Origin of the sequence: Croceivirga sp. JEA036 (genome assembly GCF_011882165.1) — a bacterium.
Taxonomy (GTDB): Bacteria; Bacteroidota; Bacteroidia; order Flavobacteriales; family Flavobacteriaceae; genus Croceivirga.
The window spans coordinates 560,006-582,451 of sequence record NZ_JAATON010000001.1 but is presented as its reverse complement, the minus strand read 5'-3'; the positions used below and the strand labels follow the sequence as shown (position 1 = coordinate 582,451).

At 35.0% G+C, this 22,446-nt stretch carries 14 protein-coding genes; 2 read left to right on the top strand and 12 right to left on the bottom strand.

Annotated elements, in window-relative coordinates:
- The 11 genes from HCO57_RS02180 to HCO57_RS02130 all read right to left on the bottom strand — a co-directional run bounded on the left by HCO57_RS02180 (position 1) and on the right by HCO57_RS02130 (position 11,580).
- Positions 1–951, bottom strand: coding sequence for a hypothetical protein (locus HCO57_RS02180; protein ID WP_167987646.1), 951 nt, complete (start codon positions 949–951; stop codon positions 1–3).
- Positions 952–955: 4 nt separating this feature from the next.
- Positions 956–1,873 carry a hypothetical protein gene (locus HCO57_RS02175; RefSeq protein WP_209065958.1) on the bottom strand — a complete coding sequence of 306 codons (918 nt, stop codon included), beginning with the start codon at positions 1,871–1,873 and terminating at the stop codon, positions 956–958.
- Between the two features lie 72 nt (positions 1,874–1,945).
- Complete coding sequence (locus tag HCO57_RS02170; RefSeq protein WP_167987644.1) at positions 1,946–2,899, bottom strand: glycosyltransferase family 2 protein; 954 nt, start codon at positions 2,897–2,899, stop codon at positions 1,946–1,948.
- 9 nt (positions 2,900–2,908) lie between these two features.
- Positions 2,909–4,018, bottom strand: a complete 1,110-nt coding sequence (locus tag HCO57_RS02165) for a polysaccharide pyruvyl transferase family protein (RefSeq protein WP_167987643.1) — start codon at positions 4,016–4,018, stop codon at positions 2,909–2,911.
- A 6-nt stretch (positions 4,019–4,024) separates the two neighbouring features.
- On the bottom strand, positions 4,025–5,554 hold the full coding sequence (locus HCO57_RS02160) for an MATE family efflux transporter (protein WP_209065956.1): 1,530 nt from the start codon (positions 5,552–5,554) through the stop codon (positions 4,025–4,027).
- Between the two features lie 48 nt (positions 5,555–5,602).
- Positions 5,603–6,601, bottom strand: coding sequence for an acyltransferase family protein (locus HCO57_RS02155; protein ID WP_167987642.1), 999 nt, complete (start codon positions 6,599–6,601; stop codon positions 5,603–5,605).
- 16 nt (positions 6,602–6,617) lie between these two features.
- Positions 6,618–7,028 carry a VanZ family protein gene (locus HCO57_RS02150; protein WP_209065954.1) on the bottom strand — a complete coding sequence of 137 codons (411 nt, stop codon included), beginning with the start codon at positions 7,026–7,028 and terminating at the stop codon, positions 6,618–6,620.
- Between the two features lie 39 nt (positions 7,029–7,067).
- The gene (locus tag HCO57_RS02145) at positions 7,068–8,414 is read right to left on the bottom strand and encodes an undecaprenyl-phosphate glucose phosphotransferase (protein ID WP_167987640.1); all 1,347 of its coding nucleotides are present in this window, start codon (positions 8,412–8,414) and stop codon (positions 7,068–7,070) included.
- 61 nt (positions 8,415–8,475) lie between these two features.
- Positions 8,476–9,570 (bottom strand): GDP-L-fucose synthase family protein, encoded by a 1,095-nt coding sequence (locus HCO57_RS02140; protein ID WP_136950156.1) that lies wholly within the window; start codon positions 9,568–9,570, stop codon positions 8,476–8,478.
- Between the two features lie 33 nt (positions 9,571–9,603).
- On the bottom strand, positions 9,604–10,716 hold the full coding sequence (gene gmd / locus HCO57_RS02135; protein ID WP_167987639.1) for a GDP-mannose 4,6-dehydratase: 1,113 nt from the start codon (positions 10,714–10,716) through the stop codon (positions 9,604–9,606).
- Positions 10,717–11,097: 381 nt separating this feature from the next.
- Positions 11,098–11,580: a UpxY family transcription antiterminator gene (locus HCO57_RS02130; protein ID WP_167987638.1), complete on the bottom strand. Its 483-nt coding sequence runs from the start codon at positions 11,578–11,580 to the stop codon at positions 11,098–11,100.
- Positions 11,581–11,840: 260 nt separating this feature from the next.
- Here HCO57_RS02130 and HCO57_RS02125 point away from each other — a divergent pair, with 260 nt between their 5' ends.
- Both HCO57_RS02125 and HCO57_RS02120 read left to right on the top strand, forming a co-directional pair.
- Positions 11,841–12,092: a hypothetical protein gene (locus tag HCO57_RS02125; RefSeq protein WP_167987637.1), complete on the top strand. Its 252-nt coding sequence runs from the start codon at positions 11,841–11,843 to the stop codon at positions 12,090–12,092.
- A gap of 59 nt (positions 12,093–12,151) precedes the next feature.
- Positions 12,152–12,889, top strand: a complete 738-nt coding sequence (locus HCO57_RS02120; protein ID WP_167987636.1) for a tyrosine-protein phosphatase — start codon at positions 12,152–12,154, stop codon at positions 12,887–12,889.
- 366 nt (positions 12,890–13,255) lie between these two features.
- On the opposite strand, the gene HCO57_RS02115 is transcribed toward HCO57_RS02120, so the two are convergent.
- Entirely contained in the window at positions 13,256–22,240 is an 8,985-nt protein-coding gene (locus HCO57_RS02115; RefSeq protein WP_167987635.1) for a PKD domain-containing protein, read from the bottom strand.
- Positions 22,241–22,446: the final 206 nt, after the last annotated feature.

Here is a 22,446-nt window from a genome sequence, read left to right as displayed (position 1 = left end):
TTACCAATAACACGCCCCTTCTACGATTTGGGCATTTTTGGGTTTTTCATTTTCTCCTGGGCGTACCCAATGCTCATTGAACAAGTTCATATACGGCCAAACAATGTAATTTTCCCAACGTTTGCCTTTAATGCCAAATAACAACTGGGTAGCACCAGCTAAATGAATAGCCTTTTTACCACTGCGCTTTACATGGGCTGCCAAGGGAAAACCATAAGCCCCACAACCAATAATAGCAACCTCATAATCTGTAGCATCTATTTGTTGTTTCATAGCCTCTAAGGCCTCAAACCAGTCCTCATAAGCGGTTTCTGCACCAGCCACACTCTGTACCGCTTTTACGGTTTTCAATTCAAAATCTGGCAACAACCCATCTGGAAAAATCAAGTCCTTTTTTTGGTATTGTTTTTCTATGGTTTCTGTAAACGGATGTACCACCAACACTTTTTTACCAGCTAATGCATGGGTCCAAGGATTAGGGGTAAAAAAGGGTTCCAAATCTTCTAACACCACTTGTTGTACCCCCTTTAAACCACTCTCCATATGCCTTTCCTCTTGTAACCATGACCCAAGTACATCTAACTCTTCAATGTCTTTAAGCATCAACTCGCAAAAAGCCTCTACCTTATCTTGGGTAGGCGGAAAAAAACCGCTCCATTGTTGTATTTGGTTTAGGATAGCAGGATCCCACCACCATTTTAAACTTTTACCGGTTACAAATTTTTTAATACTACGGTTGTTTTGTTTGGTGCCTATATAATTGATTAAGGTTGCCAATTCTGTAGAACCAAAACGTGCAGCCATAAAGGGTTGGTCTTGTTCTAAATAATTTTTAATTAAACCATTGGCATAGGCCTTATGTGAAAACAGTTTCCAGTTGCGACCGTCTTTATGGGCATCTGGAAATAAATTTCTATGTATAGCTCTAAATGCTTTATAAATTTTTTTCACTTCTTTAATTTTTTAAAAAACCCTTGTCATCCAATAAAATCCAATCTTTAGTTTTTGGATAGCCATGCCAAAAATTTGCTGGACAAAATTTAGTTCCTTTATTCAGTAATGCTGGCTTATAAGAAAAAGAACTTTTACTCGTAATTAAAGCATCTGCCCTAACCATGTGCAAGAATGTTTCTTGTGCTCCCATATCTAAGCAGTACACCAGATTTTCTATTTTATTAAATTCTTCAAAATCCTCTTTTTCTCCTTGAGAAAACAAATAGACTTTAACCGGTTTATCTGTTTTTATGTAACTAAGTGCGGATTGTAATGCATTGATAAAATAGTCGTTATCTAACCAGCGCATCACCAAATTAGAATTGCCATTTAATTGGCCTATGGTAATGTCTCCTCTCCGTACATGAATGGCTATATTGTAATAGGTAGCATCATATTTTAGCTCCTCTGTCTTTCTTATTGGGTTTGCATAAAATTTGGTTTGTAATGCACTAAGCACTCCGAATTGTGCTTGATAAAATTGATCTTGTTCTGCCTTAAAAATTACTTTTTTCCCATTAAAGGCTTTAAAAATCTTTTTTGCCCGTACTACTTCATTTTTATTGTTTTCATCAAACAAAGGAATTCTGACTATCTTATATCCCCTTTTCACCAAATCTTGAACAGCTACTTCCTGTTGACCAAAGCCTAAGAACTGTTCCCACTTTTCATTAGAAAAAGGCGTATGCGCAAATTGCAATCCAAATTGTTCTGCGAACCAGTAACCTGCAATCCAATTGGCCATTTGATGCCCTATACCAGCACCTATATTCGGGGTAGCAGTAAAGTAATTTGGAATAACATTTTTGGTATCTATTTTATTAACTTTTGAGTACCAAAACGATTTATATAAAATCTGATCTAAATCAATTTTAGACAATGATTTTTGAAGCTTATTCCAAAATTTATTTCTAAGCTTATTTAATAAAGTCAAATCTAATATTTATAATTATCAATTATTTACAATTGGATAACCACGTAGTCTCCATCTAACTTTTGTTAGAAGAATATACATTTTAGCAAGCTTAGAAAAATTTCGATTTAAAATGAGTTTAAGCTCCAAAGTGGTAAATAAGTCATTAAGTACTTCTGGTAAATCATTAATAAAAATCTCCAGAGTATCATATTTTTTTCCATTAATAAAATTTAGGAACTGATGTCTAAGCTCATATCTTGTAAAAATTTTGTATGGTTCTATTCTCTTTTCCAAAGATTTATAACAAGAGTGGACAATTTGGTATCTTCTTATTACGTGGAGCATAACTTTATCCATTTTTGTTTCTGTAGCTTGTCCCGCAACTCCGCCTACATAAATTGATAAAGGAAATCCTACATAAATCACTTTGTAAAGCATTGCAAACTGAAAAAAAAGAGCAAAATCTTCATTTCTTTTTAAGCCATTTGGAAATCCTGTTGTTTTGAAAAATTTTTCACGAGATATTATGGTCGCACTAGTGTGCAAAAACACGTGTGGGTTTTCAAAGAAATCTATTTCTACTATTTTATCAGCGTACTTTTGTGCCAGCCGAGTTACGGTTTTTTTACCATTCCTAATAAAACCAGCACAACAATACATACCCGCATTTGGAAACTGCTGTATGGCAGATACCATATTCTCCAAATATTGTGGTAACCATTCATCATCACCATCTAAAAATGCTATGAATTTATATTTGGCTTTAGCGACCCCATTATTTCTAGCAACACTTACACCTTGATTATTTTGATTAATAATTCTAATGCGCTTATCATTAGAGTACTCCTGTATTACCTGAACGCTATTATCAGTACTACCATCATTTACAATAATAACCTCAAATGAAGTAAACGTTTGTTTTAATACACTATGTAATGTATTAACAATAGTATGTGCTTTATTATATAATGGGATAACTACGGATATCATTTAGCAAAATCACAAGTTCGAAATAAAATACTTTTCCGTTTCATTTCTAAGCGCGTCTATTTTTTGATTAATTGGAGCCCAATCAATTTTTTTATGTATTAATTCTTCACTTAATTGGTTGAAATCGGTAATCAATCTGTCTTCTAAGTTGAATAACTTTAGAACAGACTCAAATCTGGTTAAACCCCGGTTACGGTTACCGTATGCAATAAATGGAATATTAAATAATATTGAGAATATAGTACCATGAAATGAATCTATAACGGTATATTCTGCGTCTATAAATCCTTTTAACCAACTGGTTACGGTTGGGTAAATTTTACTTTCCACACCATCCGCATAAAAATCAATCTTTTTATTTACACTAAACGTTTGCTTGCCCAATTCATTTTTAACTTTATCTACAATCAATTTTCTATCACCAGATAAGTCTAGCATATATATTAATATTTCTCCAGGACTTTTTTTCTCCTTAGCTAAATCTACAAGACTTTTATAATGGTTTATAGTTAACAATAAGGTAGGATCTATATGATGTAATGCTTCAGTTTCAAAATAATCATTGCATAGTATAACTCCAGAATCTTCCCTAACAGAAACGGCGTCGAAATCTTTAAGCAAATATTTTATCTCGTTAGTAATGTCCTTGTTTATCTCTAATTTATCTACACCAAAAGATGCGGCGTAGGACACTTTTTTTATTCTACCTTTTGGAACAAAATCCAAAAACATAGTTTTATAAAAATCTTTAGCATATTCCATACGCCAAACTTGGTCACTACCTACAATTACTGCATCTAAATTATTATGTAAGACAAATTTTTTAAGTTGTTTACTATTATATAACCTGGGCGATTTAGATTTTATATAATCTTGAATAAATCTGGTAGGATTTTGATTAATTATCTCAATCTCTTTGTTGCTCAGCAATTTCTTATTACCTAAAAAGGACTTAATTTTTAATTTAATCAAGGCCAGTTTTGGTTGTTTCTGCTGCTTATCTAGTAAAATTGGTTCAAATTCCAGATTTTTAAGGAATTCACAAAGCGCATATGCCTGTAAAATGCCACCAAAATTATTGTTTAACGGTAAGGTTATGACACCTATTTTTTTCCTCATTTAATATTATTTAAATCCAATTTTAGATTTTATTGTCATTGATAGTTTATTAACTATCTCTTTTTCTTCTTTATATAATCCCAACCATATCATAGAAACAATCATGACAAAAGAACATAATGGAACGGTTAAAAGAAACCTATAATTGATTTCTACTGAATTGGTAATGATATAGGATGCCAAAATCCCTAAAAATACCGGACCAACTAAACAAAATATAACTCTATTTAAATATTCTTTTATAGATAAGCCGGCAATTTTTTTAATAAATCCAAGTCTTAATAAACAAGCTATAAATTCAATGATAATATAACTGGCAATTGCAAAATAAGCAGGAAGGCCATAGTAAAGCAATACGTAAGCAAGGGGAAGATTCAATAATAACACTAAACCAACTACGGTTTGATATTGTTTAATTTTTCCAGTCGCTTGCAGAGCTGATGCCATGCCGATGGTTAATAAATTAGTTAAGTTCGCAATTAGTACTAATTGGCAAAAAATAACACTATTCTCTGGAACATTCTTTAACCATAAATTAAGAATTGAATTCATTTCAAAAATAAAGGGGATAGCAAAAATGCCCAGTAAAAAAAAACTTAGTTTACTGCTAATCATAGCAATTTTCAACATTCTATTTCTATCATTAGCTCCCTCACTTTTCATTAATTGTGGATTTACAGCTTTCAACATCATGGAAGAAAAAGAGGATAATTGCCCTGCAACCTGATTTGCGATTCCATACGCAGCGTTAATAACAGTGCCAAAAAATATATTTAAAATGAGGGATAATCCTTGGTTTCTACCAATTCCTGCAAGAGAACCAACCAAATTAAAACTTGCAAAACTTAGCATCTCTCTCAAAAGTGGCTTGTCGACTTTGGATCTAAAATCAATTTTACATTCCTCATAATTTCTAACACAATAAAATGATTTTACAATTCGTACTAAAACCGTTAAGGAGGTATATAGAATTACATATAAAAGCAATTTATCTTCACCATAAAAGGTAATCAAAAATGCAATTGCTAACTTCAAAAGTGTTTCAATAATTCCTAGAACAGAATCAAACAACATATTCTCATGGGCATTGATGACTGCATCAAATGGGACAGCATTAATAGTAAAGAATGTACTGATTATCATAAACTGATAAACCAACTTAGCGGTATTTATTCTATCCGCAGGAATATTTAAGAAACCATCAAAAATGTATAGCCCAAATATCTCCAGAGCAATAACAATGATTATTCCTATTATTAAATGTAAATACGTACTTAATTGGTATAGCTGTTTAGATTTTTTAATATCGTTTGCCCCTAGAGTTACCGAAAAATATCTTTGTGAAGAAACTGTCATGGAAGCGTTTAAAAATGTTAACATTCCGATAACGCCGCCTACTAAATTAAATATACCATAATCAACGGCTCCCAGAGCAGCTAAAATTAATCTTGTAGAGTATAACCCAATTACCATCGCCAATCCCATTTTGACGTATAAATAGAAGGTGTTTTTTATGACCAGATTTGCTTGGCTCATAGATTTAAAATAATTGCCTAAAATTTATAGTATTCAATAAAAAGCTCATCATAATTTATTACCATATAGTAATAACCCTAATATTTTACTTTGAGAAAGTAACTTAAAAATTGCTACACAAAAAAGGGTAGCAATAATGGTGATACCTCCCGAAATTAAAAACATATAAAAGGTATTAAATGAGTTGCTTATAAACGGATACCCTATAATTGACACCGTATAGCTATGTGTAACATAGATTGCTAAAGATTTAACGCCCCAACCTCTTATATACTCATCCACTTTTTCTGAAAATTTCAATTTCCGAATAGCGAAATAAAAAATGGCTATTCCAGAAAACGCACAAACTAGCCTAATCGCCGTATTTAGTGGAAATGACGCTCCATATTGATATCTATCTACCAACAATACAAACACAAGAATACCCACCGTAAATGAACTTGGTTTTAATAACAAGGAAGAAACGTACTTATATTTAGCAGTAAACACACCAAAAAAATAAAAACATAGGTAAAAAATAAACTGCTTAAACGCTGGATTTTTAAAATAAGTCCATATTCCTAGTAAGATAGTAACAACCCCAATAAACATGAGCATATCTCCGTAGGAACGCGGCACTAAGGTTGCCTTAGATGTTATATATAACCAAAAGGAATAGATAAGCGTTATCCAAAACAAATACCACAAAAACCAAAGGCCGCCACCAGAAATTATATCTACTAGAATAGTTTTAAAATCCACCGCAGTTATATCGCTAAAAAAAAATGGTTCTACCAAAAATGGCCATGCTAAAAATGGCAACAATAGCGTCCTTGCTTTTTTACCTATAAAATTTAAATAATTCTCAAAAATTTTAGGCGTTATAATTTTAAATGCCACGTAGCCACATAAAAACATAAACAAAGGCATTCTAAATGTAGACCCCCAAACCAATAGTGAATTAGAACTACTGTCAATTACATTATTCGTTATCACGTGCCCCATAACAACTAATAGTATATTAACTCCCCTTAATCTATCAATATATAAGATTCTTTCCTTCGGCACTTGATACAATCTTAAACTATGGTCTATTTGGAATTATATTTTTAAAAATTGTGATGATTAGGAATCCAAAAGCAGCACCAGCGCCAGCCCACAAAACATCTCTGAAATCAGAATAGCGTGTAGGGATAAAATATTGCACCAGTTCTACAAAAATGATGAGTAACACCATAGCCAACCAAGCTAATACTACATTAAAAACGGTGAAATTATCGTAGCGCAGTAAATATATACCAATAACTACCGCCATACCTATAAAGGGAACACCTGTACGTAAGGTGTCATTTTCACTTAAATCTCCCCATTCTGCTATAAAACTAGGCATCCATGAAAGCGTTCCTAAATCAGGGTCCTTTTTCCAACTCAGAAAACAAACAAATCCTACAGAAACTACCAAAAATAATAGGGTGAGCCATTTCCCTAAAGACATCTTACGTTTTTGTTTGGTCAAAGATTGTGTCATGGATCCTCAATACGCTTTTTCTTCGCCTTTTAGGGCATTAAAAACGGTGAAAAATATAATCCGAAGGTCTAACTTTAAAGACCATTTTTCCATATAAAAAATATCATACCGGACTCTGTTTAATATATCCGACTTTTGAATCACCTCTCCCCTATAGCCTTTTACCTGCGCTAGGCCAGTAATCCCTGGTTTTAAAAAGTGACGCACCAAATACTTATCTACTGATTTTTGATATTCTTCTGTTTGTACCACCATATGCGGGCGTGGGCCTACCACACTCATATCGCCCATCAACACATTAAAAAATTGCGGTAGCTCGTCTATACTTGTTTTTCTAAGAATGCGCCCCACCTTGGTAATGCGCATATCGTTCTTAGATGCCATTTTAGCATCACTCTCCTTATTCTTAGCCATAGACCTAAACTTTAAACACCAGAAAGTTTCTGTGTTTACACCATGACGCAACTGTTTAAAGAAAACAGGCCCTTTAGAATCTAATTTAATTAAGAGGGCTACAATAGGAAGCAACCAACTAAAGACACATACGATAACAAAAAGGGAAAAAACAACATCGAACACGCGTTTTACCAAGTTGGCATATTCTAGTTCTAGAGGGGATGCCCTTAGATTGAGAACAGGCACATTATCATACAACTCAATACTCATAGCTCTAGAAAATAATTCTTTGTTATCCGGGATAATCCGTACCCGTTTCATGGTATTGTCTGCAATATTCATGATGTGCTGAATCTCATCTTTAGACAATTGCGAAGCAATACAATACAGCTCATCTATATTTTCTTTAAAAATATAATCGTAACAGGTAGCAATTTTACCCAAGTAGGTAGGGCTTTGAGAGTCTTTATTATCAAAGAAACCCACATATTCATAATCATGCTCTGGGTTATCAAAAATTCTACGAATCTTCTTTAAGTTTTTATCCCAACCTATCACCACAACCCGTTTGTTGGGAGCTGCTTTTTTGCGGTAAGCCTTTCTAGCGAAGTAAAAAATGATATTAAATATGACTAAAAAAAGGCAAATAATAAGATATACCGAGAACAAATAAAAATTAGCATATGTATTTGCTCCTAAAAAGGTAAATGAAGCAAAAAACACCAAGCCGTACACCAAAAAGAGCCTTACATAATTTTTAAAATTATTGAGTAGTCCCTTTTTTCTTGCGTTCTTATAAAAATTAATACCATAGGTAACCAAAAGCCAAGCGATATTGTAATACAGCACGCTGTACCCATGCCTAAAGGTATCCGGAGTACATAAATACAAGACACTATTGATAATCCCTAGGTGCACAATAAAAGAGAGCGGAATTATAAAGTATGATTTTCTCACGTAAAGAAACTTAAAGTTCTTGAGAACTTTTTGATTGCTAAAAAAATGGGGTTGCTCCTATTTAATCTACAGGTATTGGATTATACCAGGTATATATTTGTTCTATCCCCTGCGCTAGGGCAACAGTATGCTGCCACCCTAAGGCATGCAGTTTAGAAACGTCTGTCAACTTTTTAAGGGTACCGTCTGGTTTTTCTGTATTGAAAAACAGTTCTCCTGTAAAACCTACTTTTTCTTTGACCAAATACGCCAAGTCTTTAATACTGATATCTACACCTGTACCAATATTAATATGGGTATTTCTTATTTCTTTAGTATCTGGTGGATAGCAATCTTTAAAATCTCTTTGCTCCATTAAAAAAACACAAGCATCTGCCATATCCTCACTCCATAAAAACTCCCGCATAGGGGTGCCAGAGCCCCATATTTCTATACGCACTTGCCCCCCTTCTTTTTGGATTCCATACTTGTCTAAGATGGACAAAATTTCGTTCCCTTCCGCACTACCGTTAAGACCTTCTATAGGCAAATTATCCAGGTCTGCACGGATGGCTTCCCAATTGCCCTCTTCTAATGCCTTACCCAAATGCATTTTACGAATCAAAGCAGGCAATACGTGCGATTTTTCCAAATCAAAATTATCATTTGGTCCGTATAAATTAGTAGGCATCACCGATATAAAATTAGTGCCGTATTGTAAGTTGTAACTCTCGCACATTTTTATTCCCGCAATCTTTGCAATGGCATAAGGCTCGTTGGTATATTCTAAAACATCGGTAAGCAGGTAATCCTCTTTCATGGGTTGCGGACATGCTTTGGGGTAAATGCATGTACTTCCCAAAAACAATAATTTATGCACCCCATGCACATAACTTTGATGTATTACATTATTCTGTATCATCAAGTTCTGATGTATAAAATCTGCTCTATAGGTATTATTAGCTACGATACCCCCTACTTTAGCCGCAGCCAAGATGACATAGGCAGGCTTTTCTAAAGCAAAGAATTGTGCAACTGCTGTTGTATCTGTAAGGTCCAATTCTGCATGCGTACGGTATACTAAATTAGTATAGCCTTTTGCTTGCAAATTCTTTACAATGGCGCTCCCAACAAGGCCACGGTGCCCAGCTACATATATCTTGGCTGACTTATCCATTGGCTAAATTTTAATAATTATGACTGTTTGTTTCTATTCGTAGTAATTAAAAGTATCATACCCGCCATGTTGCAAGTGTTGATCTTTTTGCATTAATCGTACATCACTTTGCATCATATCTTTTACTAAATCCTTTAACTCGTACTCTGGAGTCCATCCTAGTTTAGTGTTTGCCTTGGTAGCATCACCTATCAACAATTCTACTTCTGTTGGTCTAAAATACTTAGGGTCTATTGAGAGTACTTCTTTACCTATTTCTATTTGAAACTCAGGATTACTACAAGAAACTACATAGCCTTTTTCATTAATACCCTCTCCTTTAAATTCTAACTCCACGCCAATCTCTCCAAAAGCTAAACGTACAAAATCCCTAACTGTAGTAGTCTTACCGGTAGCAATTACCCAATCTTCTGCTTCTTCTGCTTGTAGGATCATCCACATCATACGTACGTAATCTTTAGCGTGCCCCCAGTCTCTTTTGGCATCTAGGTTCCCTAGGTATAATTTTTCTTGTAAACCTAAACCTATTCTTGCAGCAGCTCTGGTAATTTTACGGGTTACAAAAGTTTCCCCTCTAATTGGGGATTCATGATTAAACAAAATACCATTACACGCGTACATACCGTAAGCTTCTCTATAATTTACGGTAATCCAATAGGCATACATTTTTGCTACGGCGTAGGGACTACGTGGATAAAAAGGCGTAGTTTCTGATTGTGGTACCTCTTGCACCTTACCGTACAATTCTGAAGTGGAAGCTTGATAAATTCTTGTCTTTTTCTCTAAGCCCAATAAACGTACAGCATCCAAAATACGCAAGGTACCTAAACCATCTGCATTACCCGTATATTCTGGAATTTCAAAAGACACTCTTACATGACTCATTGCTGCCAAATTATAAATTTCATCTGGCTGAATTTCTTGTATAAGACGAATAAGGTTGGTAGAATCCGTCATATCCCCATAGTGCAGAAAGAAATTTTGATCATCTACGTGTGGATCTTGATACAAGTGATCTATACGATCTGTATTAAATAATGAAGTTCTTCTTTTGATACCGTGAACTTGATATCCTTTTTTTAATAAAAACTCACTTAAGTAGGCACCGTCTTGGCCGGTTACACCTGTAATTAAGGCTACTTTCATAATTGATAGTGTTAATGGATTATGCAGTATTCACCACAAGCTTTTACGCTTTGATAAACAGTTATTTAAAGATTAAAAAAGGTGAGGGATTTTAATTTTGAACCACGTGCTCCGCAGAGCGAGTCACAGTAATGTTGCTCACAGAGAGAAGAAAATGGTCTAAGTATTGATGAATAAAATGATACTATTCTAGTACAAACATAATGCGTCCTAATCTACTAACCTAAATGAAAAGAAACACATTGTAAATTTTTATGAATTGAATACATTTTTAAAGAAGGTGTTCTTAATTTGATAATACTTCTCTTGTGGAAATTATGAGTTTCATAATTAATAAAATGACATCTCTTGAGCTGTAAAGGTAAGTTGTGCTACATACCATCACTTAACTAATTCTCTCATTTTGATATTGACCACAATACCCAAACCTTGGATTGCCAGTTTAACTCTTTTACCGCTAATCTGCTGTATCACAGCTTTTTTATCTTTTAAAACACCATGCTTTATAGTAATATTTTCTCCCGGATGCAATTTGGCCACGCTTACTTCATCTATGGCATCGTTTGCCAACCATTTTTGCAAGTAATCCATTTCTGCATCTTGTACCACAGCAGGTTTTCCTAACCAAAATAAATAGCGCAAAATACCTGGAACTGTAAAGACATTACTCCGTTCTTTCTCTTTGAGTTGTACAAAAACATAAGAAGAAAAAAGAGGAGTTGTTACTGTTTTTTTACGGTCACTCCACAACTTTACTTCCTTCTTAGTAGGGCAGTAAACCGTGAATCCCCCAGCAGCTAACTGTTCTGCTACCTTTATCTCGTTTCTTGTCTTGACTACAAGAATAAACCATTGTTTTGTCATAAAATTCTAAACTATGTAGGTTGTCGGGGGAAATGGTAAATTATAGCATTAATTACTAATCTGGAAATTTAGATGTTATTTTTAAACTGAAAATAATAAATATGATAAAAAACTAACGCTATTTTATATGTTTCATAAATTTAACTTAACTTGTTTATCAATTTAAAATAAAGACCTAACGACCAATTGTAAGATTTTTCTTATCATTTAAATACTTAAACACTAATCTCAACGTTATTTACTAACAAAAAATGATGATGATGAGTGTACTAAGCTTTTTTAGCTCCCCCCTAGCACTTAAGAGAAGACCAAAACTTTTAAGTTTGGAGCAGTATTATAATATGTTATCTCCTTATTTTAAAAGTAAGGCTAATGGGTATAAAAATCAACCTTTAGAGAAAAGGGTCGTGGATAATGTGATACCACTAGATAAATCTACCTCAGAAATAATAGCCGAAAATCAAAAGTTATATACTCAATTGCTTTATGCGAAGCTAACAGGAGAAAAGTAATTTTACTTCTAAATTAATTTGTCATAAGAACAACTACCTTTGTAGTAGATGTAGTTTTTATGATACACCTATTTACAAAAAAATATTTTTTAGTAGATTATCTTAAAGGGTTTGTAGATATACACAACCATATTTTGCCTGGGATTGATGATGGTGCACAAAATGTAGAAGAATCTATTAGACTTTTAAAGGGCATGCAAGAGTTTGGTGTGGGGCACTTTATCTGTACACCACATATTATGCATAACTACCATGATAATGACAAAAATAGTATTGCCAAAGCACATGAAATTTTAACCAAAGCCTTGGCAGGCATTAAAAAAGCTCCTAAGGTTTCTTTTGCCGCTGAGCACATGATTGATGATAATTTTGAAGCACTTTTAAGTAAAAATGAAGTGCTATCACTAGGCCAAAAACATGTTTTGATAGAAATGTCTTACCTACAACCCAGTATAAATTTTGACGATGCTATTTTACAACTTTTACAAAAGCAGTATACTCCTGTTTTAGCACACCCAGAACGATATTTATATTACCATAAAACACCAGCAATTTACCAAACCATAAAAAATAAGGGGGTAGCATTACAATTGAACATGTTGTCTTTACAGGGGTATTATGGCAAAGATATTCAGAAAATAGCCTATTACCTTCTTGACCACAATTTGATAGACTTTTTAGGTTCTGATTTACACCACAGTAGACACTTAGAAACACTAAAGAAAATAGTTATTCCTAAAAAATACGTGGATAAATTAAGTGTAATTATTACTAATAATATTGAATTGTTTTTATAATAGAAGATAGCAATCTATCTTTTCTTTCCTAGCATATTTTATCTACTATCTAAACTTACGATAAAAACAATCACAAAAAACTATAGCGTATAGATATGTTAACATAAATTCTATACTATTTTTTTGTGCAATTCTACTTGCTTTATAGCTATCTTAAGGAATAACCTCTTGCCTTACAAATAAACAACGTATCTATAAGGCTGTTTTAATTTTAATCCAATTCCACTAATAGCTTTAATACTATACAGAAGTTTTCTACAAAAGAATGGCTACTGTCGTGTTTAATAACAAGATTATACTATAAAAAAAGGAACAACACTTAAAGTATCGTTCCTTTTTTTATCAGAATTAATGTGGATTAGCTATTTAATTTTTTACTAGCAATTGTAGTGAAATAGGGTCACCTATTGTAAACTCTATAGTTACAAAATATAACTCGTCCCTTAAATAATCTACCGGTATTCTATAGCCTACAAAATCTGGACTCAATTCTAAATTATTCGCATCCAAAGATTTTTGCAATCTTCCTGAAGAATCGTGAATGTGGATTTTGGTTACCCTTTTACCATTATCCAAATCCAAAGCTATATTGGTAAACCCATCTGTTGCCGGATTTGGTATTATAGCTGCTTGATTGTCTAGAGAAAGGGATTCTAAACCAGGGCTCACGTTTATAATTACAGTTGCTATACCTGTTAAACCTTCGTCATCTGTAACGGTTAAGGTCACAGTATAGGTACCTGCTAACGTATATGTATACATGACTTCAGTCCCTTGAACAAGCTCGCTGCCATCACCAAAATCCCAAGTGTAGCTTATAATTTCCCCATCTGCATCAGAAGATGAATTACCAGATAACTCTACAGTTAACGGTGTACTACCAGATAATATATTAGATGTGATAACTGCAACAGGTTCTACCATTGTTGGTGCATTGACTACTATTAAGACCGTTGCTTGTGCCGTTAAACCTTGGTTATCTTCCACCGTTAAAGTTACCGTATATTCTCCTGGAATATTATATGTATGTGTAGTCTCTGCCCCAGTGCCGGTAGAGTCATCCCCAAAATTCCAAGTATAGTTCACAATTTCTTCATCATCCGTAGACATTAAAGCTGATAAATCTACGATTAACGGTGTTTCTCCTTGGCTAACGCTGGTTTCTATAATAGCTACTGGAGGTAAATTGGCTCCTTCTGGCAGCACTTCCACATTTATTTGAGCTGTACCAGTTAGTCCGGCTCTATCTTCAACAGTTAATGTTATAGTATACTCCCCTACCTGCGGGTATGTATAAGCTACATTTACACCCGTTGCCGTATTACCATCTCCAAAGTCCCACACATAACCAACGATATCATCATTATCATCTGTAGAACCTTCACCAGACAAAACTATTTCTAATGGTGCGTTACCAACCTGTGTATTAATAGATATATCCGCTATCGGGTTTAAATTAATAGCTTCTGTCACTTCAATTTCTATAGTAGACGTGTTTTGTTTTCCTTCATCATCTGTAACTGTAAGCGACACTTGGTAGCTACCTGGTATGTTATATGTAATAACTGGATTACTTTCTGTAGAGGTTCTACCATCTCCGAATTCCCAAGCGTACGCAACAATTAATCCATCCTCATCTGTAGAATTGTTTGCATTAAATATTACAGGTAACGGCGCCTGGCCAGAAGTAGGATTAGCAGTAATTACAGCAACTGGTGGTAAATTTTCTCCTTCTTCCACAACTGAAATTACAGTGGTTGCACTGTTTTGCAATCCTACGTTATCCGTAATAATTAAAGTTACAGTGTATTCTCCTGTCTCCGTATAAATGTGGTTTGGGTTTGGTTCTATAGAAGTATTTCCATCTCCAAAGTCCCATATGTAAGATGTTATACTACCATTATCGGTAGAAGCATCTCCAGTAAATAAAATCTCTAAGGGAGCAGTACCAGATAATATATTACTTTCTAAAATAGCGGTAGGATTCTGATCTACCGTTACCGAAATATTAGTTGTTGCAGTTAACCCTTCTACATCAGTAACGGTTAATTCTACGTCGTAAATCCCTATTTCTGTAAATGTGTGCAATGGATTTACTTCTTCACTCAATATTCCATCTTTAAAATCCCAGCTATAGGAGGCAATGCCTAAATCATCTGTCGAGGCACTTGCATCAAATTGAACTTCTAGAGGAGATTCTCCTAAAATTATATCTGTAGCTGCAATGGCGTTAGGAGCAATACCCGTACCCGTTACTGAAATAGTTAGCATTTGAGTATCTGTGTTGTTGTTTTCATCTTCTACCGTTAAACTCACAGTATACTGACCTAATGCAGTGAATGTATGACTAGTTGTTATTTCTTCGGAAGTATTTCCGTCTCCAAAATTCCATAGGTAATTTGTAATATTGCCTCCTGATTTAGAATTTTCGGCAGTAAACTGAACCGTTAGCGGCACAAACCCTTCTGTAACATTTGCCTCTGGAACTGCAATTAAATCACCTTGATTACCAACTATCCATTCAAAATCAATGGTTTCTGGGTTAGGGTTACCAGATTCTTCTACAGTTATTACTACATTATATGGACTATTATCAGCTGCTCCAGGCCCCTGACTTCCTTGATTGGACTCAGGTACATTGGTTAGTAAATCTGCATTGTAATTGTAGCCATACGTATCCACTTTATACAATGCAATACGGTCAATGGCATGCCCTGCGGAACGTTCTGAAATTTGCATAGTATAGGTTCCTGGATTCACGAAATAAACATATACGGCATGTGAATCATTATCACTTGTTCTTGCTTGCCAATCATACTGCTGAGAAGCACCGCCACTTCTAAAAATTTTAAAAAATCCATTAGTACTAGAACCTGCTGGTGTTGTGGCTGCACTTACCCTAGTACTACCCCCAGGAAATACGATTCCATTTTGAGCTCCCTGTATGTTTGCTATAATGTCTGCTTCACTTCCAGGATTCCCGAATGTATCGTCTATACCAAAGAACCAAACGTTACTATTATTAGGGAATTTGAGCCAGTTATCGTTTTCTTCAGATGCAATTTCTCCTGTATAAAAACTATGCCAATTAAATCGATAAACTCCAGGAGTACTAATTTGTATATCATAATCAATGGTACTTCCATTTTGTGAACCAAAACTATTTGTATTTGCAATTATACCTGTTTTACCATTTAGATTTGTAATATCCCAACCTGCTGTATCCGTATTTTCCGCCTCTATAATTACCAAACCGTTTTCTTCTACAAATGCATCTGACCCTGACCCAGTACCAGAACCATCAGAAATAGTTCCGCTTATAATGCCAGTGTTAGGATTAATAGTCAATGTTGGCGGTAAACCTGTTGCACTAAAAGTCAATCCATTTTGACTAGATGCTTCAATTTGTAATGTAACATCTTCACCTTCATAATTATATTGATTTCCTGGGTTTTCAACTCCAAATTCAAGATTTGGATTGTTCGTCAAAACAGTAGTTAGTACCTGACCATCATCATAGGTAATTGTTAATAATGCATTTCTATTTTCCTCCTCACTATTAAACGTAATAGGGATAGAATAATCAGTATTAGCATCTAAGATTGAATTATTTATTACCGCATTATCAAAATTAAAATCATTTGCATTAGTGCCTGTAATTTCAATAGATTTAATAAAAACAGCAGTATTACCATCTGCAACCGTTATTTCTACAGATTCTGTAGTATTTGCAGTAAAAAGCACAGAACTTGGAGCACTTAATGTACTTGCGGCCAAAGGTGTGCCACTTGGGCTATCTGCACCTAACACCTCCATATTCAGCTGATTACCTCCACCTCTATTTTGAGCTCCACCTGCAATATAAATACCCCCACCAGAAACTATTGCTTGCGTTCCATGTCTATCGTGATTCATATCTGGCAGTCTTTTCCATATTGCCGCTATAGGATCATATTGTTCTGTTATCTTTAAAGCATCATCCGTTAACACCCCGTCTACCACTTCATCTTTTACTTCTCCGCCTATAACAATTAATTTGTTATTAAAATTAACCGCTGAGGCACCTCCTCTAGGGGTAGGTAAATTTTGATTACTTGGCAAAGTTGCCCACGTACTAGTATTTAAATCATAAACATCAACTTCTGGTATGGTAGGATTCCATACCCCACCCGGGCCACCAGATAATCTACCACCTGCTGCATAAATTTTATCATCTATTAATACAGCAGCAAAATGGTCTCTTGCGTGGGGTGCATCTGTTAAAGCAGTCCATTCTCCCGTCATGGGATCATAAACATCAAACATAGCAGTGTAACCACCATTGTGCCCAATGGTATTACCACATACAACATAAAACTTATCTTCATGCATTACTAAGCCTGCAGAACCTCTTCTTCTACTTTCTGGAATCTCTGGACCTTGAATCCATGCTTCGGTACTCGGATTAAACATCCAAATATGTTGAGCAGGTACTTCTGAAGGAAAGGCATTAGACTGGAAAGCTCCAATGACCCAAATTAAACCTTTGTAAGAAACGGCTTGAAAGTGGTTTAATTCAAACGGAGCAGAGTCTTCCAATTTAATCCAGGTATCGCTGGTGTAATCATAAATATCTACATCTTTAGCCGTTTCTCTACCACCCATTACAAAAAACTTATCTCCTGCTTGTACAAAAGAGTTTTCATGTCTTGGCTCGTAGTTTTCATTTTCATCTTTATCTATCCAAACTAAATCTGCCGTAATCGTCCATTGAAACGTAACTGTAGCAGGAGCAGAACCCTTTTTTAAAGCAGAGACAATTACATTATGAATGCCGTCATCATTTGGACCACCGGCAGTAGCTGAAGCACTAACAGTACCAGAAACAACTCCAGTTTCGCTATCAATACTAATACCTTCTGGTTGCCCTGATATAGTGTAATAAACTACCTCACCTGGATTACCACCAGATACTGCATTATTTAAATTTACTGATTGTAATATCTCTGTTGATTGATTCGTAATAGGATCTAATAAAAATTCAGGATAATTAGAATCAACATTAAAAATTTCTATTGCATTTAATAATGGATTTTCAACTACATGTTCTAACAATATATTTAGCTCATTGTCTGTAACAGAAATAGGATAAGTAAGCATTCCTCCTACTTCTGCGCCAAAAATGTCGACAACATCAAAATTCTCTTGAACTGTGTTGCCCTCAATAACAATATCGAAAATTCTAGCCCCAACTGTATTTGCCTCGTTAAAACTATTCCCTACATAAAGATTTACAACATAATCTCCGTTTTCTACCGGAAAACTAAATTGCATTTCATCACCACTACTAGGATCATATCTTTCAGAGTTAAATATTTGATTAAAGGTGTTTTCATCTATATATGCTGGTATGGAGGAATGTCTATTCTCATATTCTATACCTCCCCAGCTAGCAATAGTTCCTGTGTTCACCGTATAACTACCACCGTTGTACAGGCCACTTGCATTATTTGGCTCCCAAAAAGGAATTATATCATCCGAAGCCATAAGTTGACTTCCACCAACGTTTACTCTATAACCACTTGGCTCAATTACATTCCATTCAAACGAAGTTGTTACGACATCTCCATTTAAACCATCAGAATCATTTACTGTTATAGTTACATTAAACGGGCTATTAGCTAGTGCTGACTCTTCTATTTCACCACCAATCTGTCCATTTGTAGGTTCTATAAAAACACCATTAGGGAATCCCGTAGCGGTGTAAGTGAGATTTCCATCCCCACCGACAGCCTGTACTCCTAAACTTCCACCCAACTGTTGATTTACAAAACTAATTTGGTCATCTATATCAAACACATAAATTGGAGTGTCTGTATCTGGGGCATCAACTATTTCAATTGCATTTACCAATGGGTTTTCTATAATGGAATGCAGAAATTGCAAGTCCACACTACCATCATTAACTTTAACTATATGAGAAATCATTGTACCTACGTTATTACCGTAAGTGCCTGACAAGTCTAATTCTTTTAATAGCGGAAAATCTTTTCCTTCAATTTTAACATCAAATACTCTTTCGCCTTGTTCAGATGTACCCGAAAACCCATTGCCTAAATAGATTCTTACTTCATAATTACCAGCATTAGTGACAGGAAATGAATAACTTAATCCTGGAGCCGCTTCATCATTATCGAACCTTTCTGAGTTAAACAATTGAATAGGAACCGCAGCAGCATCAATACTTGAATCTAGTGTATTTACCGAACCTGAAAAGACAGAGTTTCCACCAAGTGAAGAAAGATATTCAGAGGGATTGGTAGTCGTATCTTCTGACCAGTTGATATTACCGTCAATTGCTGCTATTTCTGGACCACCTGCATTTACTCTATACAATACGGTATACGATTCTACCACATTTACCACAAAAGAATCTTCAACAAAATTACCATCGACATCCGTAGCTCTTATTGTAATTTCTGAAATTTCTGAGGTTGAGGGATAAGAAAGATTTAAATTTGAACCATTTACAATTGCTCCCACAGCAGTATTAGTATTACTTTCTATTGAAAAAGAAAGATTCTGCGCACCTAAATCATCCTCAAAATAATTAAGTAAGTCTATGCTTTCATTTGCCGTATCTACAATTCTATCCAAATTTGGAATATCCAACTTAACTATAGGATTAGACCCTAGAACATTTATAAAATCCCAAGTACCCATGACCTCTGACCCAACATTACCAGAAGTACCAATTAAACCAATAGCTAAATCTTGCGTGTTTGAGGTAATAGCATTTAAAATGCTACCACTTGCGGTGATAGTGGTAAAATAGGCTCTTGGATTATCATCAATTTTATACTCCAAATCAATTATTCCCGTTGCAGGATCTACAATAAAATAAAATAAAATACCAGAATTAGGTGTACCTAAAATTGATTTAGTAATAGGCGGTTGAATAACATCGTTCAGTTCCTGAAAAGCTTTAAAACCATCACGAGTTACCACAAATTCTATATAGTTACTTTGTGTACCATCACCAATATAAAAACCTAATTCAGGATTTATAGCATCTGGATGCTGATAAAGCCCTAAAGGCTCATTAAAATCTTGCATTTTACCAATTACAGTAAATTTTCCAGTAGTATTATCTACTTGTACCCCTAACTGGTATCCTTTTGTTTGTGTATTTAAATTACCAGCTGCTGTTCCTGAGGACATATGAGAAGTCATTAATCCAGGGGCACCTCCTATAACATCATTTGGGTTTGGACCTTGACCTACCATATCAATCCAATTAAGCCAATTTGCTCCTACATCCCCATTATTCATCAATCCTGTTAAACCTAAACCGGCATATCCTCCTAGACCTTGTTGATTATTAAAAAAATCGTTAAACACAGGAAGTGTGAAGGCATCACTACCGCCTTGAGTAGGATTGCCTAATTGAAATGGATCTTGAGCATCTGGGATACCATCGGAATCGTCATCCATATCATTCAAATTTGAGATGAATGGCGCTCCAGCAGCTTTATCAAAATCACTTGGTTGTGATCCTCCATTACATTCTCCAGTGCCGTTGTCTATTTCATCTTGGTTTGTATATCCATCTGCATCACCATCCGCTAAAGGATCATAACCTGGCTCACCCTCGGCTATACATTCTATAAAGTCTAATGGCTCATAAATCAAAATACCGCCACCACTAGGACTATAAGTATTTGTACCTCCTAAAGTTCCCAACCAGATAGTTCCTGGAAACACTTGATTATCCCCGTTAGCAGCTATTGCTAAAGCATCACCAGTATAACCTGTGAGGAATACTTCATCAAGGCTTTCTAAGCCTCCACTGCTATTGAGTTGTACTCTTCTAATCTGACCTTTATTACTACCTGCTAACAAATCTCCTTGTAACTCACCATTAAAATTAGTAGCGGTATATTCTACAATTGCGTTAGTGTTTGTACCCCAGATAGTAGTTAAAACATCATTTGGTCCATCATTATTTGGAACCGAAGGTCCTCTCCAATCGCCTTCTACACTATTAGTTGTTGTGACTGGTGGCCAATTTGCAGGCAGTGCAATTGAAGCATCAGTTGTAGATCCAGGTGTACTCCCATCTGGATCGTAAGTTAAAGTCCTAAAAACAGAATTTCCACCGTCTTCTGTAAATAAACCTGCTCCATTTGGATTAGCCCGTGTTGGATTTGGATGACCCCCATAAAAACTATTAAAAGAATAGCTTTGAATATTATTGGTAATCATTGTTAGATGGTCCTGATTATCTATAACTTCTCCTCCTACAGGACTACTGCTTCCTGGTTCTAAGGGATTATATGCATTGGTAACATTTGCAGTACCTTCTCCTTCTGGCAATCCACCCCACCCTAAATTAGCACCATTATCAGTTACGTATAAAGCCCCACTTTCGGTCAGTACAATATCGTATGCATTTCGATATCCAGGCGACAAAATTTGTACTGGCCCACCGGGAACAACAACTGCCTGATTAAGTCCATCATTACCTCCAAATGGATCATTTACGTCAACTCCATCATAACCTGGGCTATTTGGATCCGTAATTCCGTTAATATTTGGCCTTGTTGGATCATCTAACGTAGGCAAATCATAGATATAACTTCTACCATTGTCATTTAAAATTGGCATACCGTTTAGCTCATCCAAATTGATTGCTAAAATTGCCCCAGACAATGCATATTCACATGTAAAAACAAAGTTTTCAGAAGGAGCACCTCCATTAGTATGGCCTCCTTGAGCAACTATTAGATATTCAACACCATTTATGATTGCAACCTCCAAACCATTTGTTGCATGATTTTCTTCTGAACGAGGTAAACCTCTAACTAAATCTACTACATTCCACTCTGTTCCCGTCCAAGTAAATCTTGTTATAACTCCAGAATTTGTATCCAAGCCTACATCGCCATTACCACCACCAGAACCTGCACCTATTCTAAAATCACTAGAAGCTACGTAAATTACTGGATTCACAGCCGTACCTCCGACAGTAAGCCCTGTAGTTTCTCTTTCTATACTATTATAAATGGTTCCATCATCATTATGGTCCTCCATAGTTTGAACTCCATTTAACACCTCTACCTCTATAACATTGTAATTCTTAGAATCTTGACGCTCAATAGTCATAACTTTGATTAACCCAGGATATTCTGCCACGTATAACCTGTTATCCGGACCAAACTCCATTGCCGTTACTCCACTAGACACATCAGTTAAACCATTGAAGTTCAATTCACTTTGATCCCAGTTTTGTGCTAAGGTAATCTTAGTACAAAAGAACACCAGTAAAACAAATAGTCTTAGAAAATAGTTCTTCTCGTAAAAATTTTTCATTTAGTGTAAATTATTAAATTTTAAGGGCGGGGGTTTTAATAAACAATTATTATATAGTTCTTTACAACATTCAAAGATATCATAAAGAAATCGGCAGATAGTTTTGCTGTAAGACTTTTCGGCTAACTAGAATTTATAATCGATGTATGACACTTTATTAATTAAGCAAAAAAAAACCGTAAAGAAATTATTACTAAATTCTCTAC

Bases quoted from the DNA above. Each gene is read 5' to 3' on its own strand.
- HCO57_RS02170 (WP_167987644.1), bottom strand. From the start codon at position 2,899: ATGATATCCGTAGTTATCCCATTATATAATAAAGCACATACTATTGTT.
- HCO57_RS02165 (WP_167987643.1), bottom strand. From the start codon at position 4,018: ATGAGGAAAAAAATAGGTGTCATAACCTTACCGTTAAACAATAATTTT.
- HCO57_RS02160 (WP_209065956.1), bottom strand. From the start codon at position 5,554: ATGAGCCAAGCAAATCTGGTCATAAAAAACACCTTCTATTTATACGTC.
- HCO57_RS02150 (WP_209065954.1), bottom strand. From the start codon at position 7,028: ATGTCTTTAGGGAAATGGCTCACCCTATTATTTTTGGTAGTTTCTGTA.
- HCO57_RS02140 (WP_136950156.1), bottom strand. From the start codon at position 9,570: ATGGATAAGTCAGCCAAGATATATGTAGCTGGGCACCGTGGCCTTGTT.
- gmd (WP_167987639.1), bottom strand. From the start codon at position 10,716: ATGAAAGTAGCCTTAATTACAGGTGTAACCGGCCAAGACGGTGCCTAC.
- HCO57_RS02130 (WP_167987638.1), bottom strand. From the start codon at position 11,580: ATGACAAAACAATGGTTTATTCTTGTAGTCAAGACAAGAAACGAGATA.
- HCO57_RS02125 (WP_167987637.1), top strand. From the start codon at position 11,841: ATGAGTGTACTAAGCTTTTTTAGCTCCCCCCTAGCACTTAAGAGAAGA.
- HCO57_RS02120 (WP_167987636.1), top strand. From the start codon at position 12,152: ATGATACACCTATTTACAAAAAAATATTTTTTAGTAGATTATCTTAAA.
- HCO57_RS02115 (WP_167987635.1), bottom strand. From the start codon at position 22,240: ATGAAAAATTTTTACGAGAAGAACTATTTTCTAAGACTATTTGTTTTA.